10 protein-coding genes and 1 riboswitch are annotated in these 16,537 nt (G+C 60.3%); of the genes, 3 read left to right on the plus strand and 7 right to left on the minus strand.

What is annotated here, in order from left to right; all coding sequences use genetic code 11:
* Nucleotides 1–243: 243 nt before the first annotated feature.
* On the minus strand, nt 244–864 hold the full coding sequence (locus tag J3350_RS00990; RefSeq protein ID WP_207685390.1) for a YigZ family protein: 621 nt from the start codon (nt 862–864) through the stop codon (nt 244–246).
* Between the two features lie 230 nt (nt 865–1,094).
* Nucleotides 1,095–1,170: riboswitch (cyclic di-GMP riboswitch) on the minus strand.
* A 460-nt stretch (nt 1,171–1,630) separates the two neighbouring features.
* Between J3350_RS00990 and J3350_RS00995 the strand changes: the two genes are divergently transcribed.
* Complete coding sequence (locus tag J3350_RS00995) at nt 1,631–4,294, plus strand: hypothetical protein (protein WP_207685391.1); 2,664 nt, start codon at nt 1,631–1,633, stop codon at nt 4,292–4,294.
* A gap of 103 nt (nt 4,295–4,397) precedes the next feature.
* Here the strand turns inward: J3350_RS00995 and J3350_RS01000 are convergent, their stop codons facing one another.
* Nucleotides 4,398–5,327, minus strand: a complete 930-nt coding sequence (locus J3350_RS01000; protein WP_207685392.1) for a helix-turn-helix domain-containing protein — start codon at nt 5,325–5,327, stop codon at nt 4,398–4,400.
* A 162-nt stretch (nt 5,328–5,489) separates the two neighbouring features.
* Here J3350_RS01000 and J3350_RS01005 point away from each other — a divergent pair, with 162 nt between their 5' ends.
* Together J3350_RS01005 and J3350_RS01010 are read left to right on the plus strand one after the other, a co-directional pair.
* Nucleotides 5,490–6,653, plus strand: coding sequence for a sugar MFS transporter (locus J3350_RS01005; protein WP_207685393.1), 1,164 nt, complete (start codon nt 5,490–5,492; stop codon nt 6,651–6,653).
* 26 nt (nt 6,654–6,679) lie between these two features.
* Nucleotides 6,680–6,931, plus strand: a complete 252-nt coding sequence (locus J3350_RS01010) for a hypothetical protein (RefSeq protein WP_207685394.1) — start codon at nt 6,680–6,682, stop codon at nt 6,929–6,931.
* Nucleotides 6,932–7,030: 99 nt separating this feature from the next.
* On the opposite strand, the gene J3350_RS01015 is transcribed toward J3350_RS01010, so the two are convergent.
* The 5 genes from J3350_RS01015 to rnr all read right to left on the minus strand — a co-directional run bounded on the left by J3350_RS01015 (nt 7,031) and on the right by rnr (nt 16,450).
* Nucleotides 7,031–7,444, minus strand: coding sequence for a PH domain-containing protein (locus J3350_RS01015; protein ID WP_242700072.1), 414 nt, complete (start codon nt 7,442–7,444; stop codon nt 7,031–7,033).
* Between the two features lie 149 nt (nt 7,445–7,593).
* Nucleotides 7,594–9,948, minus strand: coding sequence for a glycoside hydrolase family 3 protein (locus J3350_RS01020; protein ID WP_207685395.1), 2,355 nt, complete (start codon nt 9,946–9,948; stop codon nt 7,594–7,596).
* 270 nt (nt 9,949–10,218) lie between these two features.
* Nucleotides 10,219–11,994 (minus strand): bifunctional UDP-sugar hydrolase/5'-nucleotidase, encoded by a 1,776-nt coding sequence (locus tag J3350_RS01025; protein WP_207685396.1) that lies wholly within the window; start codon nt 11,992–11,994, stop codon nt 10,219–10,221.
* 334 nt (nt 11,995–12,328) lie between these two features.
* The gene (locus J3350_RS01030; protein ID WP_118551962.1) at nt 12,329–14,101 is read right to left on the minus strand and encodes an oleate hydratase; all 1,773 of its coding nucleotides are present in this window, start codon (nt 14,099–14,101) and stop codon (nt 12,329–12,331) included.
* 228 nt (nt 14,102–14,329) lie between these two features.
* Nucleotides 14,330–16,450: a ribonuclease R gene (gene rnr / locus J3350_RS01035; protein WP_207685397.1), complete on the minus strand. Its 2,121-nt coding sequence runs from the start codon at nt 16,448–16,450 to the stop codon at nt 14,330–14,332.
* Nucleotides 16,451–16,537: the final 87 nt, after the last annotated feature.

Raw genomic sequence — 16,537 nt, forward strand, 5'->3', positions numbered from 1 at the left:
GGTATCCCTCACTTTCATGCTGGTTCCTGCCCCCTTCCCAGCGCAGCTGCGCCCGCAGCTATTGTAGCAGAATTGCTCTGTCGAAGGGGGAATCTTCCTGTCCTGTCCAAAATTATCCTATAAAAATAAAAATCTCTCGGTGCTGCTGCGCCCAGAGCGCAGCGGCCATGCAGCCCTGCATCCGACTGCCCATGGCTCCCACTTCGGGGGAGCTGGTGAGCGAATGCGAGACGGAGCGGGGCATCAGAACGGCGCATAGAACGGCTGCGAGACGCTCACCTCGGCCCCGCCCCGCGTCAGCTCCCGCAGCTGTTCCAGCAGCGGCGGCTCGGTGCCCTCCGGCATCTGCCAGTGCAGGGTCACACGGTCGGTGAACTGCGGGTCGGCGAGTTTGGCCCCGGCGGCGTGGATAAGCAGCGCGGCCCGCTCGTAGAGTGCGTAGTCCACCGTCACTTCCAGCTCCACCACGCTGCGCACCGTGACGACCTCGGCGTTTTCCAGTGCGCGGGCGGTCGCGGTGGTGTAGGCGCGGACGAGGCCGCCCGTGCCCAGCAGCACCCCGCTAAAGTACCGGGTCACGACCACGATGAGATCGGTCAGGCCGCTGTGCTGCAGCACTTCCAGCGCCGGGGTTCCGGCGGTCTTGGCAGGCTCGCCGTCGTCGGAGTAGCGCTCCCGGTTGCCCTCCCGCAGGCGGTAGGCGTAAACGTTGTGCCGCGCGGTGCGGTTGGCCGCGCGCACCTGCTCCAGAAAGGCCACGGCCTTTTCCTCGCTGTCTGCAAATGCGAGCTGCGCAATGAAGTGGCTCTTCTTCTCCTCATATTCGCCGATGGCTGTACCCCGGATGGTGCGGTAATCCTCCACGCTGACTCCTCCTGTTTGTTGTGTTCCTTGCAAAACAGTATACCATAAATCCGGGCAAAGAAAAAGCCCGGCACAAGCATTGCTCGTGTCGGGCCTTCCCCGGATTTATTTGAAGCACGGAGATGTCATAATGAAAAAGGTGTCGATTTGCCAAGGTAAACTCGGCAAATCGACACCTGCTGTTCAGATGAAGGTCACTCAAAAAGCGGGTACACATCGTGCCCGATTTGAGAAGCAACTGGCTGCCATTTTACAGGCCCTATAGCTTTGCGTCACAGCCTTTCGACTGCTTTGCCGAGAATATTCAATTCCGTAGATCTTGCATTGCAGTCCAGCCGCCGTTCGTGCGGCTCCCTGACTACTTCTTTATTCTATCATGTTCGTCTTCATTCGTCAAGATTCTGCGGCCGGGTTTTTCCGTTTTTGCAGTTCTTTTTCCTGCCTCCCGGCTGCTGCTGTTTTGTTCCGGCCCGTTTTCTGCCGCCTCGCCCTTTCTGCCCAAAAAGCATCCGGCTCGACGTTGTTTGCGTGAAGGATCGCGAAAAGAGGAAATTTCTGGAAATCTCCAGTGTTTCACGCAGGAAACACCCCCATTCACGCAGAAACGTCTTGCGTTTTACCCCCCCGTGCTATATTGAGCTTAGCAGGCAACCTCTGTTTTCTGGTTCCCCAACCCATGTTGTGGTACGAGTTGGAAGGGACGGCGGCGCACCGCCCTGTCCGGTTCCAATATACGATTCTATGTGTATAACAGGAGGTATTCTCAATGGTCTCTTATCGCAGACTCGCCATGCGCGTCCTGGGGCATGTTCCGGTGCTTTTCGGCAAGAAAAAGGCATCTCCCCCTCCCCGCGTTGCGGCACAACGGATCGCGGCCCTCGCTCTCGCCTGTGCCATGATGACCGGCATGACCCTTCCTGCTTTTGCCGCTACGTATGATATTGTCAGCGGCTCCATTGATATCCACGCTACGAAAGACGGCAATCTCATCAGCCAGTGGAACTGGAATGATGAGAACCAAAAGGAATACGTCAGAGACAGCGACGGAGACATCAAAGATCGTCTGGACAACGAAATCACCATCACCGGCACAAGCACGGGGAACACGGTCACCATCGAAGCAGATAAAGACCAGACGGCCAATGTCACTTTGAAAGATGTGAACATCAATGTTGATGAAGGATACGAACACGACTACGACCCCGATCAATACAAAACCGCCGTGGAAGTGACCGGCAGCGGCAATACCAACATCGAATTGAATGGCAACAACACCTTAACGAGTGGTTATGGTCATGCCGGTCTGGAACACAACAAGACCGAAACCAGTGGAAAACTAACGATCACCGATGAAAACAAAGATGGCGGCATATTAACTGCCAATGGCGGTGAATATGCTGCTGGTATTGGCGCTGGTGCTCAGAGCGATGGTCAGGTAACCATCAACGGCGGCACCATCCACGCGACAGGCGGCAAACAAGGTGCGGGCATTGGCGGTGCAGGTGGCAGGAAAGATGGCGTCACTTACACCGGCGACGGTGACGTGACCATCAACGGCGGCACCATCAACGCGACGGGCGGCAAGATGGCTGCTGGTATCGGCGGCGGTGCTTATGGCAATGGCGAGGTCGAGATCACGGGCGGCAAGATCACCGCACAGGGCACAGATTATTATGGCTCCGGCATTGGCGGCGGCATGGGTTCATTGGAAAAGATCCCCGTTCACAGCAGCAGTACAGGTAAAACAGAACCTGCCGACCCCGCTGGCAAAATCATTGGCGGAAACGGCACCGTGACCATCAGCGGTGGAACCATCAACGCGACGGGCGGCGAGATGGCTGCTGGTATCGGCAGCGGCTATCAGGGCGATGGCAATGTAACCATCACAGGCGATGCAACGATCAAAAACGCACAGGGCGGCGCAGGCGGCGCAGGCATCGGCGGCGGCGCGAATGTCATAGGCTTCGGCGGTAATGGCACTGTAACCATCCAGAGCAACGCAACGATCGAGAGTGCACAGGGCGGCGACGAAGGTGCCGGTATCGGCGGCGGCGCGGGCGGCCTTGGCGATGTGGACATTGAAGGAAAGGTCACCATCCAGAGCGCAACGGGCGGCATTGGTGCAGCCGGCATCGGCGGCGGCGCAGAATCCGAACCGGACGTTGACGGAAATAAAATTTCCATCCAGGGCACCGAGGCCGGTTCCCCCAAGATCACCGCACAGGGCGGCGCATCCGTCGTAGTTCAGTATCCGAATGGTGAAGAGGAAGTGCTTTCCGGCGGCGCGGCCATCGGCAGCGGCAGCGTTTTGCGTGGACAAGAAAAAGCCCCTGCCGCTATCACCATCAAAGGCAAAGTGACCATTGATGCCACCGCAGGCGGAAAATTTGACGATAAGGATGCAATTGCCATTGGCGATACACCGCTCCAAGAACAGAAGTTTGCCGGTTTGCCTGTAGGTGCTGTCATCACACGAAAAGATTCGGCCGGTGTGGATCTTACCCTAAAGGATGACAAGCCTACGGAACCGGAAAAGCCGGAGAAACCTGACCCGGAGAAGCCGGAGAAACCTGACCCGGAGAAACCGGAGAAACCTGACCCGGAGAAGCCGGAGAAACCTGACCCGGAGAAGCCGGAGAAACCTGACCCGGAGAAGCCGGAGAAACCTGACCCGGAGAAGCCGGAGAAACCTGACCCGGAGAAGCCGGAGAAACCTGACCCGGAGAAGCCTAACCCCAACCCTAACCCGGAGAATCCTAACCCTAACCCGGATCAGCCCTCTAATCCGGATCAGCCCTCTAACCCGGATCAGCCCTCTAACCCGGATCAGCCCTCTAATCCGGATCAGCCCTCTAATCCGGATCAGCCCTCTAATCCGGATCAGCCTTCTAACCCGGATCAGCCCTCTAACCCGGATCAGCCTTCTAACCCGGATCAGCCCTCTAACCCGGATCAGCCCTCTAATCCGGATCAGCCTTCTCAGCCGGAGCAGCCCTCCCAGCCGGAACAGCCCTCTGAGCCGGAACAGCCCTCTGAGCCGTCGGGTGCGGTCTCGACTTCCGCTCCGGCCGAAGAGCTGACCGCCTCGGATGCAGAGTATCTCGTTCCCGTAGAGGGGCTTTCCGTCACCAATGCACTGGGAAAGCAGATCACGCACACCAGCACACAGAATGTCCAGGGCAAGGTCCTTACCATTCGCGTCAACAGCATTGTGGCCACCGCACATCTCACCATGGATATGCTCCGGACGCTCAAAGCGCAGGGGGTAGAAACCATCCGTTTCTGCACCCTGCTGTACCGTCCGACCTCGGTCTCCATCGACGCACTTCTGAATCTTGGAGTCGATGAAGCCGACATCCTCTGGACGCACAACGGGATCCAGGCCCGCCTGACGGTCGGCGGCACCGATTCCAGCAGCCTTTTGCAATAAGACCCTCTGAACCATAACAGCCGGGAGGCTTCCGTTTCGGAACGCCTCCCGGCTGTTTGATTATGCGCGCTTTGTCTTCCGATTTTTTCTCCTTTTCCAGATCTCAACAGAATTTTGTGCGGTATTCGCGGGGGGTGCAGTGCTTGATCTCCCGGAACGTTTTAATAAAGTAGCTGCCGTCTGAGAAGCCGCATTCCAGACCGATCTCGCCGGTCTTCAGCCGGGTAGAGCGCAGCAGCTCGGCGGCCTTTTCCACCCGGAACTGCTTGACGTACTGGATGGGCGTGATGCCCAGCAGCTGCCGGAAGCTGCGCAGGCAGGCGCTCTCGCTCAGGGCCACGCAGGCCGCGATCTTCTCCACCGTCAGTTCCTCAGCGTAGTGCTCCTCCACGTAGCGGAGCATCCGCTTCATCCGCTCCGAGGCGATCTGCTCCTGCTCCGAGACCTTGGTCTTGCCGCCCACGCACTGGGTGCTCAGCAGCCGCAACGCCGCCGAGAGATGATACCGCACCCGGTTCTCGTAGTCGAACGGCTCGTCCGCCACCTCTTTCCAGGCGTCCCGCAGGAAGACGAGTACCTGTTTCTGCCAGGGCACCGCCTCGTCCAGCAGAAAAAACGCCGGGGCACCGGGCTGCAGCAGGGGCCGGATGAGCTTTTGCCAGAAGATGGTGTCCATGCCGCCCACCAGACGGGGCTGGAAGACGCCGGAGTGGAGCAGGGCGGTGCCCTCCGCCTGCTCCACCGAGTGCAGCGCCCCCGAATTGAGGAAGACGCCCTGCCCGGTCTGCAGCGTCAGGCGGGTCTTGTTCACATCCACATGGAGGGGGCCCTGTATGGTAAGGATGTATTCAAATTCCTCATGCCAGTGCCATGCCACCGAGTAGCTGGCCAGGTCTTCGGCGTAGCAGGCGATGGGAAACAGCGCACTGCCGTGCTGCACCAGCTCGCGCCCTTCGGCGTCGGCCACGATGTCCGTCTCGCAGTGGATGCCGCCCTCATGGATAATTGTTGCACAGCTCGTTCGATATGCCATATTGACCAGTTCCTTTCCGCAAATCTTTGAACATTTTTTATCAATGCCGGTTTTGTTGCACAAAACTTCAGATTTTCTCCTACCACAGCCGCTTATTTCGTGGTATTATTTCATCAGAGGCCGCAAGTCCAGTATAACACCGAAACGGGAGGAACACAACCCATGGCACAGCTTCTTCTGCCGGTCATCTACCTGGCATTCATCAGCCTCGGCCTGCCGGATTCGCTTCTCGGCTCCGCCTGGCCGAATCTCTACCCCGCTTTCGGGGTGCCGGTGTCCTACGCAGGCATCGTCTCGATGATCATCTCCTGTGGGACCATCGTTTCCAGCCTGTGCAGCGACCGGCTGACCCGTGCGCTGGGCACCGGCAAGGTCACGGCCCTCAGTGTGGCGATGACGGCGGCGGCGCTGTTCGGCTTCTCGGCGGCGAGCGCGTTCTGGATGCTCTGCCTCTGGGCCATCCCCTACGGGCTGGGTGCCGGAAGCGTGGACGCTGCCCTGAACAACTACGTCGCCCTCCACTACGAGAGCCGCCACATGAGTTGGCTGCACTGCATGTGGGGCGTGGGCACCATCATCAGCCCGGTTCTGATGAGCCTGGCCCTGACCGGCGGGCAGGGCTGGAACGGCGGCTACCGCATCGTAGCCCTCATCCAGGTCGGCATCACAGCCGTTCTGGTGCTGAGCCTGCCGCTCTGGAAAGGCCGCCCGGCCGCCGAGACTGCGGACGGCACCCCGGCCAGGCCGCTGACGCTGCCCCAGATCCTGGCCATCCCCGGTGCGCGGGAAGTGATGCTCTGCTTCTTCTGCTACTGTGGCCTCGAAACGACGGCGGGCCTCTGGGCCAGCAGCTACCTCACGCTGAGCAAGGGCGTCCCGGCCGACACGGCCGCTGCCTTTGCGGGCCTGTTCTATTTAGGCATCACGGTGGGGCGCGGCTTCTGCGGTTTCGTCACCCTCCGCTTCAACGACACCCAGATGATCCGTCTGGGGCAGACCGTTCTGGCCGTGGGTGTGGCCGCCCTGCTTCTGCCGGGGCCGCAGGCGCTCTCGCTGGCCGGCCTCGTCCTCGTGGGGCTGGGCTGTGCGCCCATCTACCCCAGCATCATCCACTCCACGCCGGACCACTTCGGCGCGGACCGGTCGCAGGCTGTGATCGGCATCCAGATGGCAAGCGCCTATGTCGGCAATCTGGTCATGCCGCCGCTGTTCGGCCTGCTGGCAAACAACGTTGCCCCTGCCCTCTTCCCCGTGTATCTGCTGGCGCTGCTGATCCTGATGATCGTCATGCACGAGCAGCTCACCCGTAAGACGGCGTGCAAATAAACAATTTTCTGACAGGAGGTATTTTTATGCTTCGTATCGAATATTTTGATAAAGACCGTTTCATGCGTCAGGTTTCCGCCAGCCGCGGCAGTGTGCTGCTGCATCTGGACAACGGCAAGACCTGTGACCTGAAAGAGGATGCCACCGCATCCTCCATCCTCCGGATGATGGACGCCCCCAGAAAGGGCTTTGACATCACCGTGACCGACCCCGCCGACGTGACCGGCTTCCTGCGCTACATGCTGGAGGCAGGCCGGATGGACCGTGTGGCCGGCTGATCGTTCGCCATTCTCCGTTATTCGCATATTACAGCAAACGCAGAGCGCCCGCTCCGGGGTCAGAAGCCGGAGCGGGCGCTCTGCGTTTTTGTAACGGTGTTACAGGATGCAGCGGCTGATGGCGCGGGCCACATTCAGCAGCTCGTCCTGCCCGATGAACCCGAACTTTGCCTCGTGCTCATCCGCGAAGCAGACCGTCAGCTCAGAGGTCTGGAGCGGGTCGCCGAAGCCTGCGGTCTGGACGCCGAAGTGCAGCACCTTGCGGTACGGCAGGACGAAGATCTCCTGCCGGGTGCCGGTGACCCCCTGCATATCCACCAGAAAGATGCGGTGCGAGGTAAAGACCGCCTGGTCGCGCACGGTCTTGTACGCGCCCACGATGGTCTCGCCGTCCAGCAAAAGCGCCTGCACATTCTTGCAGATCTCCTTCTCCTTGATGCGAACGAGGTTCTGCATGGGCTTGTCCCGAAATTCCATAGTTCTATCCCCTTTCAGCGTAGTCGTTGGTTCCATTGTAGCACCCCCGGCGGGCTTTGACAAGCGGCACGGAACTCCATTCTACTTGTGAGCGAAAAAACTTTGAGCGTCCAGCAGGAGCTACCCGACATGCCAAGGGCTCTCCCTTCGGGAGAGGTGGCATTGCGAAGCAATGACGGAGAGGGTCAGTAGTTCAGACCGAACCCGCTGCGGTAATAGTTGCCGTCGGCGTCGCAGTAAGCGTAGCTGCCGCCGCGCACCCCGGCGAGGATGGCCGGGTCGATGTACAGGTCCTTATCGTAGCCGGGCACATCGTTGGGCGATGCGCAGATCTCACGCACCACACCGTCGATCTCCTGCTCGGTGATGGCGATGACGGCGGGGTCGGACACCATGGTCAGGCTCAGCTTGCCGGTGGGGGCAAAGTCGCCGCTGATGACGTCCACCTGTGCGTTCAGGGCGTTGTTCAGCGCCACCGTGCTGACGGTGTACTGGATGGTCAGCGCGTCGCAGTAGGGTTCCAGCTTGTCCAGCAGCCAGGGGTTGTTCACCACACAGGTGCCCACGACCTTGCCGCCGCGCGCATGGATGGCATCGGCCAGCTCCCGGATCTTCTCGACGTCCTTCAGGGTGGTCACCGTGACCTGCTTGCCGGTCTTCTTCTGGCTCTTGTTGATCTCGCGCTCGTCGGTGACGATCTCACCCATCTCAATGACGGGCATGGCGAACTGGTAGAACACCACGCCGTTGCTGATGGGCCGCACATGGAGGTACAGCACATCGGCCTCCTCCGGGGTGGCGACGACGGTGTATCCCTTCTTCTCGAAGGCCTCCGCCAGTGTCTTGCGCAGCGCCTCGTCGGCATCGGCAGAGCCCAGACCGGCACCCATGGCCTGTGCCATTTTGGCAAAGCCGGAGTCCACGCCCTTGAAGGTGACAATGCAGACCTTCTTCTCTTTGGCCAGCGGCAGAACACCGCCGTGGTTCTTGACCAGCACCACCGCCTTCTGGTTGGCTTCGTAGGCCTTCTTCTTGGCACCATCGAAGTTGTCCTGCCGGGCCTGGTCGGCCTGGTCGGGGTCCAGATAGGGGTTGTCCACACGCTTGGTGCGGAACAGGCTCAGCAGACGATTGTAGCTGGCGCGGTCGAGGTCGGCCTTGGGCAGCAGACCGTCCTCCACTGCCTTGATGATGTTCTCCGGGTCGGTGTTGCCGCCGATGACATCGGTACCGGCGGAAATGGCCTTGGCGTAGCGCTGGGGCACCGTCAGGTCCTCCACGCCGTAGATCTGCACGCTGGTGATGCCGGAGTCGGAGTTGATGTAGCCGTCAAAGCCCATCTTGTTGCGGGCCAGGTCGGTGAGCAGCTCCTTGCTGTATGCGCTGGGCACCGCCTCGGTGCTGGTCACCTCTCCCCGGTAGGTCTGGGGCACGGCGCGGCCATCGGCGGCGATGCGGGAGTAGTCGGGCATGATGGAGGACGCCTTGTAGTCGAATGCCCGCTGGAACGGGGGCAGATGGTACTTTTCCATCGAGCCGGGGGTGCGGTAGATGCGCCACTGACCGATGGGCACATGCGGCTCGAAGCCGTTCTCGGAGGGGGCATCGCCGGGGAAGTGCTTGACCGTCAGGACGACCGAACCCTCGTTCAGGCCGTCGTCGCCGTTCTGGTAGCCCTTGATGAGGGCTTCGGTGATGTCGCTGGTCACATCGGTGCGCTCGCCGTAGGTGCCGTTGGTGCGGGGCCAGCGGGGGTCGGTGGCCACGTCCACCTGCGGGCCGTACATGATGTGCAGGCCCTCAGCCTTCATCATCTTCCGGTCAGTGTCGGCCATTTCATAGACGAAATCTGCGTTGCCGTCTCCCAGCACCGCTGCACCGATGCCCAGAGAGTCCGGGTAGCCGATGTTGATGGGGTTGGTGTGCAGAGAGTACGGAATCGCCACGCCGCCCTTGCAGGCTTCGTATTCCAGCATCTGGGTGCCCGCATTGTGGTACAGTGCCACCATACCGGCCTCGCAGTGCATATCGCCGCGGTAAACGCCCGCCGTGATGTGCTTGTCCAGCACATCGGCGTCATCAATGCTCATGGTCATGCCGGGCAGCGGGCCGGGGATGGGCTTTTCGTCTGGGTCGTGGTGCTTGTAGATCTTGGACATTTCCAGCTTGCCATCGGCCCCAGTCGCCGCAGCGCGGGTGGGGACCACCGGGGTGTTGAACAGGGTGTTCAGCACAAGGCCAGCCTGCTGGTCCAGGCGCAGATGGGCCACCATATCCTTTGCGCGCTCTTCGGGGCTGAGCCGCCAGTCCTTATAAGGGACCAGCTCGCCGCTGTTGTCCATATCCTTGAAGTACAGTCCGTCCCTGACGATGACGCCGCAGGTGGTCACACCGATGTCGGGGCCGTTTTCGTTGTGGAAGACCACCGGCTCCAGGTAACGGTCGGTGATGCTCTCCCCCGCTTCCAGAGCATAGGGTGCCGGAATGACGCCGTCGCGGGCGTCAGCCCACTGGGCAGCGCTGGTGTATCGAATCTCCATCTTGTTTCTCCTTTTTCGTGCGCGGGAATGCGCAGCTGATATATCACTTGTTCTTTTTTATTATATCCCACGGCCCGATTGTTCGCAAGCGAACAACCCGTGCTTTTCTGAATTTCAGCATTGCTCACAAGGAACGCTCCCGGAATCTATGCAATTCCCCGAATCAGCGCAGCGCGTTCCCGCGCTCGGTCTGCTCCGCCGGGCACAAAAAGAGACCGCTGGCTCCGTCGATAACGGAAGGAGCACAGCGGTCTCTCTCGGTTCAGGGCATTACCAAATCATCTGGATGCGGCCTGCGCCGTAGGGATCTTCGTAGTTGAGCAGATAGCCGGGGTAATCGGCCAGCGGGCTGTTGGCACTGGAAAGGTGCGGCAGACCGTTCGCATCCACGCCGCCGAACATGGCTGCGTAGCTGGACATGACGAGGTAATCCTCCGAGACATAGTCCTTGATCAGCTCTGCGCCGTCGAACATGGCGAAGCCGTCGCCCAGGTTGCGCAGGGTGTAGTTCATACCAGCCAGCGCATAGGTGGCGTTCGGGTCCAGAGGTTTGTATGTGCCGGTGGTCTTGTCGTAGATCTCCACATTCGAAACACGCGGGGTCGTAGCACTGCCGACCCAGACATTCTTGTCGTCGGTCTGGACGGTGTTGGGGACCATGGCGTGGATCTCATACTTGGCACCGGCGACCTGCAGGAAACCGCCGTTCTCCTTGCCCTCGGCACCGGCGAAGCGGGCACCAAATTCGAGGGCATCCAGGATCTGCTGGCCGGTGACGGACATCAGGCAGGCCACATTGCCGAAGGGGCTGACGGTCTTGCAGGTCTTGAAGCTCCAGGGGCCTGCGTCCACATTTGTACGGATGCCGCCGCCGTTCATGATGGCGATGTCGCAGTGGAGGTCTTCGATCTCATTGAAGTAGGTATAGATGCCGTCGGCCACGAAATCGCCCAGGTTGGTCTCGCCGGAGCGGATGCGGCGTTTGCCGGTGGCGGGGTCGGTGATGTAGAACTTGGAATCGCCCACGGCGATCTCCTCGCCCAGCATATCGTCCACTGCGCTCACCCACTCGCTGGTGGCAGCGGCCACAGCGGCGTCTGCGCCATCGTAGCTGGGCAGCAGCTCGGTGGTGATGGAGCCATCGGCACCGATGGTCATCTTGCCGACATTCTTGAAGTAGGAGCCGGTCTGGGTCAGGGTGACGGCCTTGCCGGAAGCATCGGTCACCTGCTTATTCTCCATCACGGTGTGCGAATGGCCGTCGATGAAGGCATCGAAACCGGTGGTGTGTGCGATGACCTCTTCGCTGGTCCAGGGGGCGGACGAGGGGTCTACGCCCAGATGGCCCAGACCAATGATAGTTGTTGCACCCAGCAGCTTTGCCTTGTCGATGGCCTTCTGGACGGCCTTGTACAGCTTCTGGCCATCGTCGCCGCCGAGGATGTCATAGATGTACTTGGTCTGGCTGGCGTTCATGAAGTAGGCCGGGGTGGACTTGGTAAAGGTCTCCGGGGTGGTAACGCCCACAAATGCGATGCGCGCGCCGCCGATGGTGAAGATCTTGATGCTGGGCAGCACCTTCAGGCCGGTGCGCAGGTCCACCCAGTTGCAGGAAACATAGGGGAAAGCGGCTTCCTTCATGGCTGCCTTTGCGCGGGCCATGCCGTAGTCGAACTCATGGTTGCCGGGGGTGGCCAGGTCGTAACCGGCCTCGCTCATCAGCTTGATGATGGTCTCGCCATCATCCATGGAGCCATAGGCCGTGCCCTGGATGTGGTCGCCAGCGTCCACCAGCAGGACGTTCTGGCCAGCGTCCACATAGCTCTGCTTCAGTGCAGCGATACCGGCATAGGTCAGTTCGGGGGATTTTTTGTCGATGTAGGTGTGCACATCGTTGGTGTAGAGGATGGTAACAGCCGACTTTTCGCCCAGGAAGCAATTGGTCTCTTCGGCCGATGCGGCGGGTGCGCCGAGGGAGACTGCGGTCAGTGCAGTGGCAGCTCCGGCAGCCTTGAGGAAGCTGCGGCGGGAAATGAACTGTTTCACAGGAAATGACCTCCTTCAATTTACGGTACTCTCTTTTTTGCGGCCTCTCTGCCGCCGCCCGCACAAAAGCTCCCCAACGGGGAGCCGTGGTATGCAGCGCAGCCGCAGCGAGGTCTGCATTTCTGGATTAAGCATATCACAGAATGCCGCTCCGGGCAAGAGAAAACTGTAAAATCCGCGCAAATCCTTTTCACGAAAGTCGTACTATTTTGGAAATTTTCCGTAAAATCATACGAAAAAGGGCCGGCCCCTGCATCCTGTCTCAGGGTGCAGAGCCCGGCCGCATTCAGGGGGAGGTCCAAACTGGATCGGAGGAGACGTTTGAGAAAACGCCTTAAATGGCGTTGTACTCCTTGAGGAACTTTTCAAGGTCGGTGCCCTCGATCTTCTTGAGCACTTCCTTGAGGGCCACCCTCTGGATGAAGGGCAGGTCCATATCGGTCAGCTTCTTGCCGTCGCGGAGCTTGACGGTGGCGTCGATCAGGCAGCGGACATCATAGGTGCTGCCCCAGACCTCCGGCACACCGCGGTCAATGTCCAGCAGGGTGTAAACAGCCTCCATGCCGGTGCGCATCGAATACTCGGTGGTGAAGATGGTGTCGCGGCCGGTCTCGGCAAACTGGCCCAGGAAGGCGAAGTTGACGGCACCCTTCGGCACGATGTCGGGGCGGTCGCCGAAGGCGCGCGGCATGAAGAAGGCGTCGATATACGGCATCATGACCGGCACGGTGTTGGCGCTGTGGTCGGCCAGCTCGGCGATGTCCTCCGTGGGAACGCCCAGATGGTACAGCCACTCCATACAGATCTCACGGCCGGTGCAGTCGCGCATGGGCTTCTTCACATAGTCGCCGGGCTTGTCGCTGAACAGGCCGTAGACCCAGACGCAGAGCTGGTTCTTGGGCTGGTCACGGAACTGCTGCTGGCGGTTCAGCGTCCAGCTGAGCAGCCAGCTGGAATCCTTGACCGTGACGATGCCGCCGGTGACGGTGTGGCCGGTGAATGGGTCGCGCTTGCAGATCTTCTTGATATACTGCGGGATCTTGTCGTCCAGGGTGGTGATGGTGGCACTCTCCCAGTTGGACAGTTCCGGCTGCGAGCAGAACTTCTCCGGATGGCCGAAGGAGGGGTCCTGTGCGGCGATCTTCTTCCACAGATCCCAGCCGTTGCCCGGCTTGATGGTGGGGTCGAAACCGGCTGCCTTGTCCTGTGCGCCGATGGTGCAGCTCTCGACGCAGCCGCCGTTGGTGATGAAGAGCAGGTCGTTCTCGGTCAGCGGCAGCACCTTTTCCTCACCCTTGTGCTCCACAGTGATGGAACTGGCCTGCTTTTTGCCGCCCTCGATCCGGAAGCGGACGTCGGTGACCTTGGTCTCATACCGGAACTCCACGCCGTGGTCCTTCAGGTAGGTGACCATGGGCAGGATGATGGACTCATACTGGTTGTAGCGGGTAAAGCGCAGGGCGGTGAAGTCGGGCAGACCTCCGATGTGGTGGATATAGCGCTTGAGGTAGAGCTTCATCTCCAGTGCGCTGTGCCAGTTCTCGAACGCGAACATGGTGCGCCAGTACATCCAGAAGTTGGAGCTGAAGACCTCGTCGTCGAAGATGTCGGTGATCTTCTTGTCCTGCAGCTGCTCGTCCGGGGTGAAAAAGAGCTTCATGATCTCCATCGCGCCCCGGTCGGAGATGCCGAACTTGCCGTCGGTGTGGGCATCCTGGCCGCGCTTTTCGGTGGCACGGCAGAGGGACTTGTTGGGGTCTTCCTTGTTCAGCCAGTAATACTCATCCAGAACGCTGGCCCCCTCCGTCTCCAGAGACGGGATGGAGCGCAGCAGATCCCACATGACTTCGAAGTGGTTGTCCATCTCGCGGCCACCGCGCATCACATAGCCGATGTCGTACTTGTAGCCGTCGCAGGCACCGCCGGGCAGCGGGTCCTTCTCGATCACATGGATGTGGTCGCCCTGCATCTGACCGTCGCGGACCAGATAGCAGGCAGCGGTCAGTGCCGCCAGACCCGAACCGATGATATAGGCCGATTTATTGTCAACGCCTTCCGGCTTTTTGGGGTGTGCAAACGCTTCGTAGTTGCCACTGGAATAATACATAACGCAGACCTCCTGAAGTTTTGGTTCTTTCCGGGCGGCATTCCCGCTCGCCCTTTCGTTGTGCTTAGTATATCCCATCCCCTGTGACAGAACAACATACAAAAGATGACCAGTGTATAAACTTTATACAAAACTCAACCTTTGTCGGAAATATGGCAAAAGTGTGAAGCGCAAAAAAACTCCCGCCTTCCTGTGACAGAAGACGGGAGCGGATGAAATCCGTTCGGGTTACTGTTTTGCCTCCGGGGCGACCTCAAAATCGATTTTGCCGAGGTTGACGTCGGCGCGGACGATGGTGATCATCATGCTGTCGCCCAGGTTCCAGTTCTTGCCGGAGACCGGGTCAGACAGGCGGATGCCCTCGGTGAGCATGGTGCCGGTGGGGGTCAGGCTGGAAGCGGGCACGAAGCCCTCCACGCCGTTCTCCAGTTCGATGAACAGGCCGCGCTGGGTCACGCCGGAGATGATGCCCTCGTAGCACTCGCCCAGATGGCGGCGGGCATACTCGGCCTTGTAGCAGTCCTCGGCCTTGCGCTCGATCTGCACCGCGATGACCTCGCGCTCGCTGGACTGCTTGGAGGCCTGGATCGCAAAATCGGTGTAGCGGATGGCCATGGTCTCCTTGTCGGTGCCGCCGAGCAGATCGGTCATGATGCGGTGGATGGCCAGGTCCGGGTAGCGGCGGATGGGGCTGGTGAAGTGGGCATAGTCCTTCAGCACCAGACCATAGTGGCCCTTGGGCTTTTCTTCGTAGCAGGCCTTGGACATGCAGCGGAGCATGCCGGTATTGACGATCTGTTCAAATGCCGTGCCGCGCACCCCTTCCAGAATGGCACTCAGCTCCTTGGGCGTGGGCACCTCCTTGGCAAAGTGGTCGTTGATGCCGCAGGCCTGCAGCAGTGCATGCAGGCGCTCCAGCTTTTCGCCGTTGGGCTCCTCGTGGACACGGTAGACGAAGGGGATCTGCTTGACGCGGGCAAAGTGGGCCGCGCACTGATTGGCCAGCAGCATGAACTCCTCGATCATGGCCTCGCTCTCGCCGGAGGTGCGCTTCTTGACGTCGATGCAGTGGCCGTCCTCGTCGAGGATGAGCTTCACTTCCCCGCTCTCGAAGTCGATGCAGCCGCGCTCGGTGCGCAGGCGGGCACGGTGGGCGTACAGTTCCTTCATGGCGGGCAGCTGGTCGGCCACCTCGGCGTACTTGGCCTGGATCTCGGCATCGGCCGTTCCGGCCAGCAGGGCATTGATCTCTGCGTAGACGCCCTTGACCCGGCTGCAGATGACCGACTTCACGAAGCGGTAATCGGTCAGGTTGCCGTCCTTGTCCAGCCGCATCAGGCAGGAGAAGGCCAGGCGCAGCTCCTTCTCGTTCAGGGAGCAGATGCCGTTGGACAGACTCTTGGGCAACATGGGCACGACCTGGTCGGCATAATAGACGGAAGTGGCGCGGTTGAACGCCTCTTCGTTCAGCTCAGAACCGGGCTTGACGTAGTTGGAGACGTCCGCAATGTGGACGCCCAGCTCAAAGCCGCCCTCCGGAGTGCGGGTCAGGCTGATGGCATCGTCGATGTCCTTGGTCTCGGCGCTGTCGATAGTGAAGATGGGCAGAGCGCGCAGGTCCATGCGGCCCTTGCAGTCCTCTTCCGAAACGGTCATGCCCTCAAACTTCTTGGCTTCCTCGCGGACTTTGTCCGGGAAGCGGGTGTGGATATCGCGGGCGTAGAGCAACGCCTTGGCGCAGCGCTTGGCTTCATCCGAGCTGCCGAACCGCATGGCCACGCCGACGCGGTGGTCTTCCTGGCGGCTGCCGCGCATCAGGATCTCGACCGCCACCTTGTCGCCGTCTTTCGCGCCGCCTTCGCAGTTCCGCATCAGCTGCATGGAGATGGCCGGGCAGTCGTCCGGCACGAACTTCAGACGGCCCTCGATCCGGCGGGCCGTGCCCACCAGGTCGTTCTTCTCGGTAAGCACCGCGAGGATGGCACCCTCGTCGCTGCCCTCCACACGGGGATGCTCGAACTTCTCGACGAGGACCTCGTCGCCGGGCATCGCGCCGCGGGTGAAGCGGCCGGGGATGAAGATATCGCTGGTCTCATCTTCCAGCATGACAAAGGCAAAGTTCTTGCCCAGTTTGACTACTTTGCACAGCAGGGCCTTCTCGGCGCGGCCGGAGCGCACGGTGAAGAACACGCCCGAACGCTGGCAGACCACGGCCTCGTGCACCAGAGCATCCAGTGCTTCCATCACCTTGCGGTCTGCCCCGCGGTCGCCGCCGAAGCGGGCCTTCAGGTCCTTGACGGTGCAGGGCTGGTTCTGGATGGCATGCTCGATCTTATCGCGTAATGACATAGATTTTACTCCTTAACAACATTCTCAAAATTCTCCAGCGGAATCCTGAGTTTCCCACCTTCTGCCGGAGGCATCCGCACCCGGCAG

Source organism: Faecalibacterium sp. Marseille-Q3530 (assembly GCF_017377625.1).
Taxonomy (GTDB): Bacteria; Bacillota; Clostridia; order Oscillospirales; family Ruminococcaceae; genus Faecalibacterium; species Faecalibacterium prausnitzii_E.

Excerpts from the sequence above, each read along its gene's own strand:
- J3350_RS01000 (WP_207685392.1), bottom strand. The coding sequence starts at position 5,327 with ATGGCATATCGAACGAGCTGTGCAACAATTATCCATGAGGGCGGCATC.
- J3350_RS01010 (WP_207685394.1), top strand. The coding sequence starts at position 6,680 with ATGCTTCGTATCGAATATTTTGATAAAGACCGTTTCATGCGTCAGGTT.
- J3350_RS00995 (WP_207685391.1), top strand. The coding sequence starts at position 1,631 with ATGGTCTCTTATCGCAGACTCGCCATGCGCGTCCTGGGGCATGTTCCG.
- J3350_RS01030 (WP_118551962.1), bottom strand. The coding sequence starts at position 14,101 with ATGTATTATTCCAGTGGCAACTACGAAGCGTTTGCACACCCCAAAAAG.
- rnr (WP_207685397.1), bottom strand. The coding sequence starts at position 16,450 with ATGTCATTACGCGATAAGATCGAGCATGCCATCCAGAACCAGCCCTGC.
- J3350_RS01015 (WP_242700072.1), bottom strand. The coding sequence starts at position 7,444 with ATGGAACCAACGACTACGCTGAAAGGGGATAGAACTATGGAATTTCGG.
- J3350_RS01020 (WP_207685395.1), bottom strand. The coding sequence starts at position 9,948 with ATGGAGATTCGATACACCAGCGCTGCCCAGTGGGCTGACGCCCGCGAC.
- J3350_RS01005 (WP_207685393.1), top strand. The coding sequence starts at position 5,490 with ATGGCACAGCTTCTTCTGCCGGTCATCTACCTGGCATTCATCAGCCTC.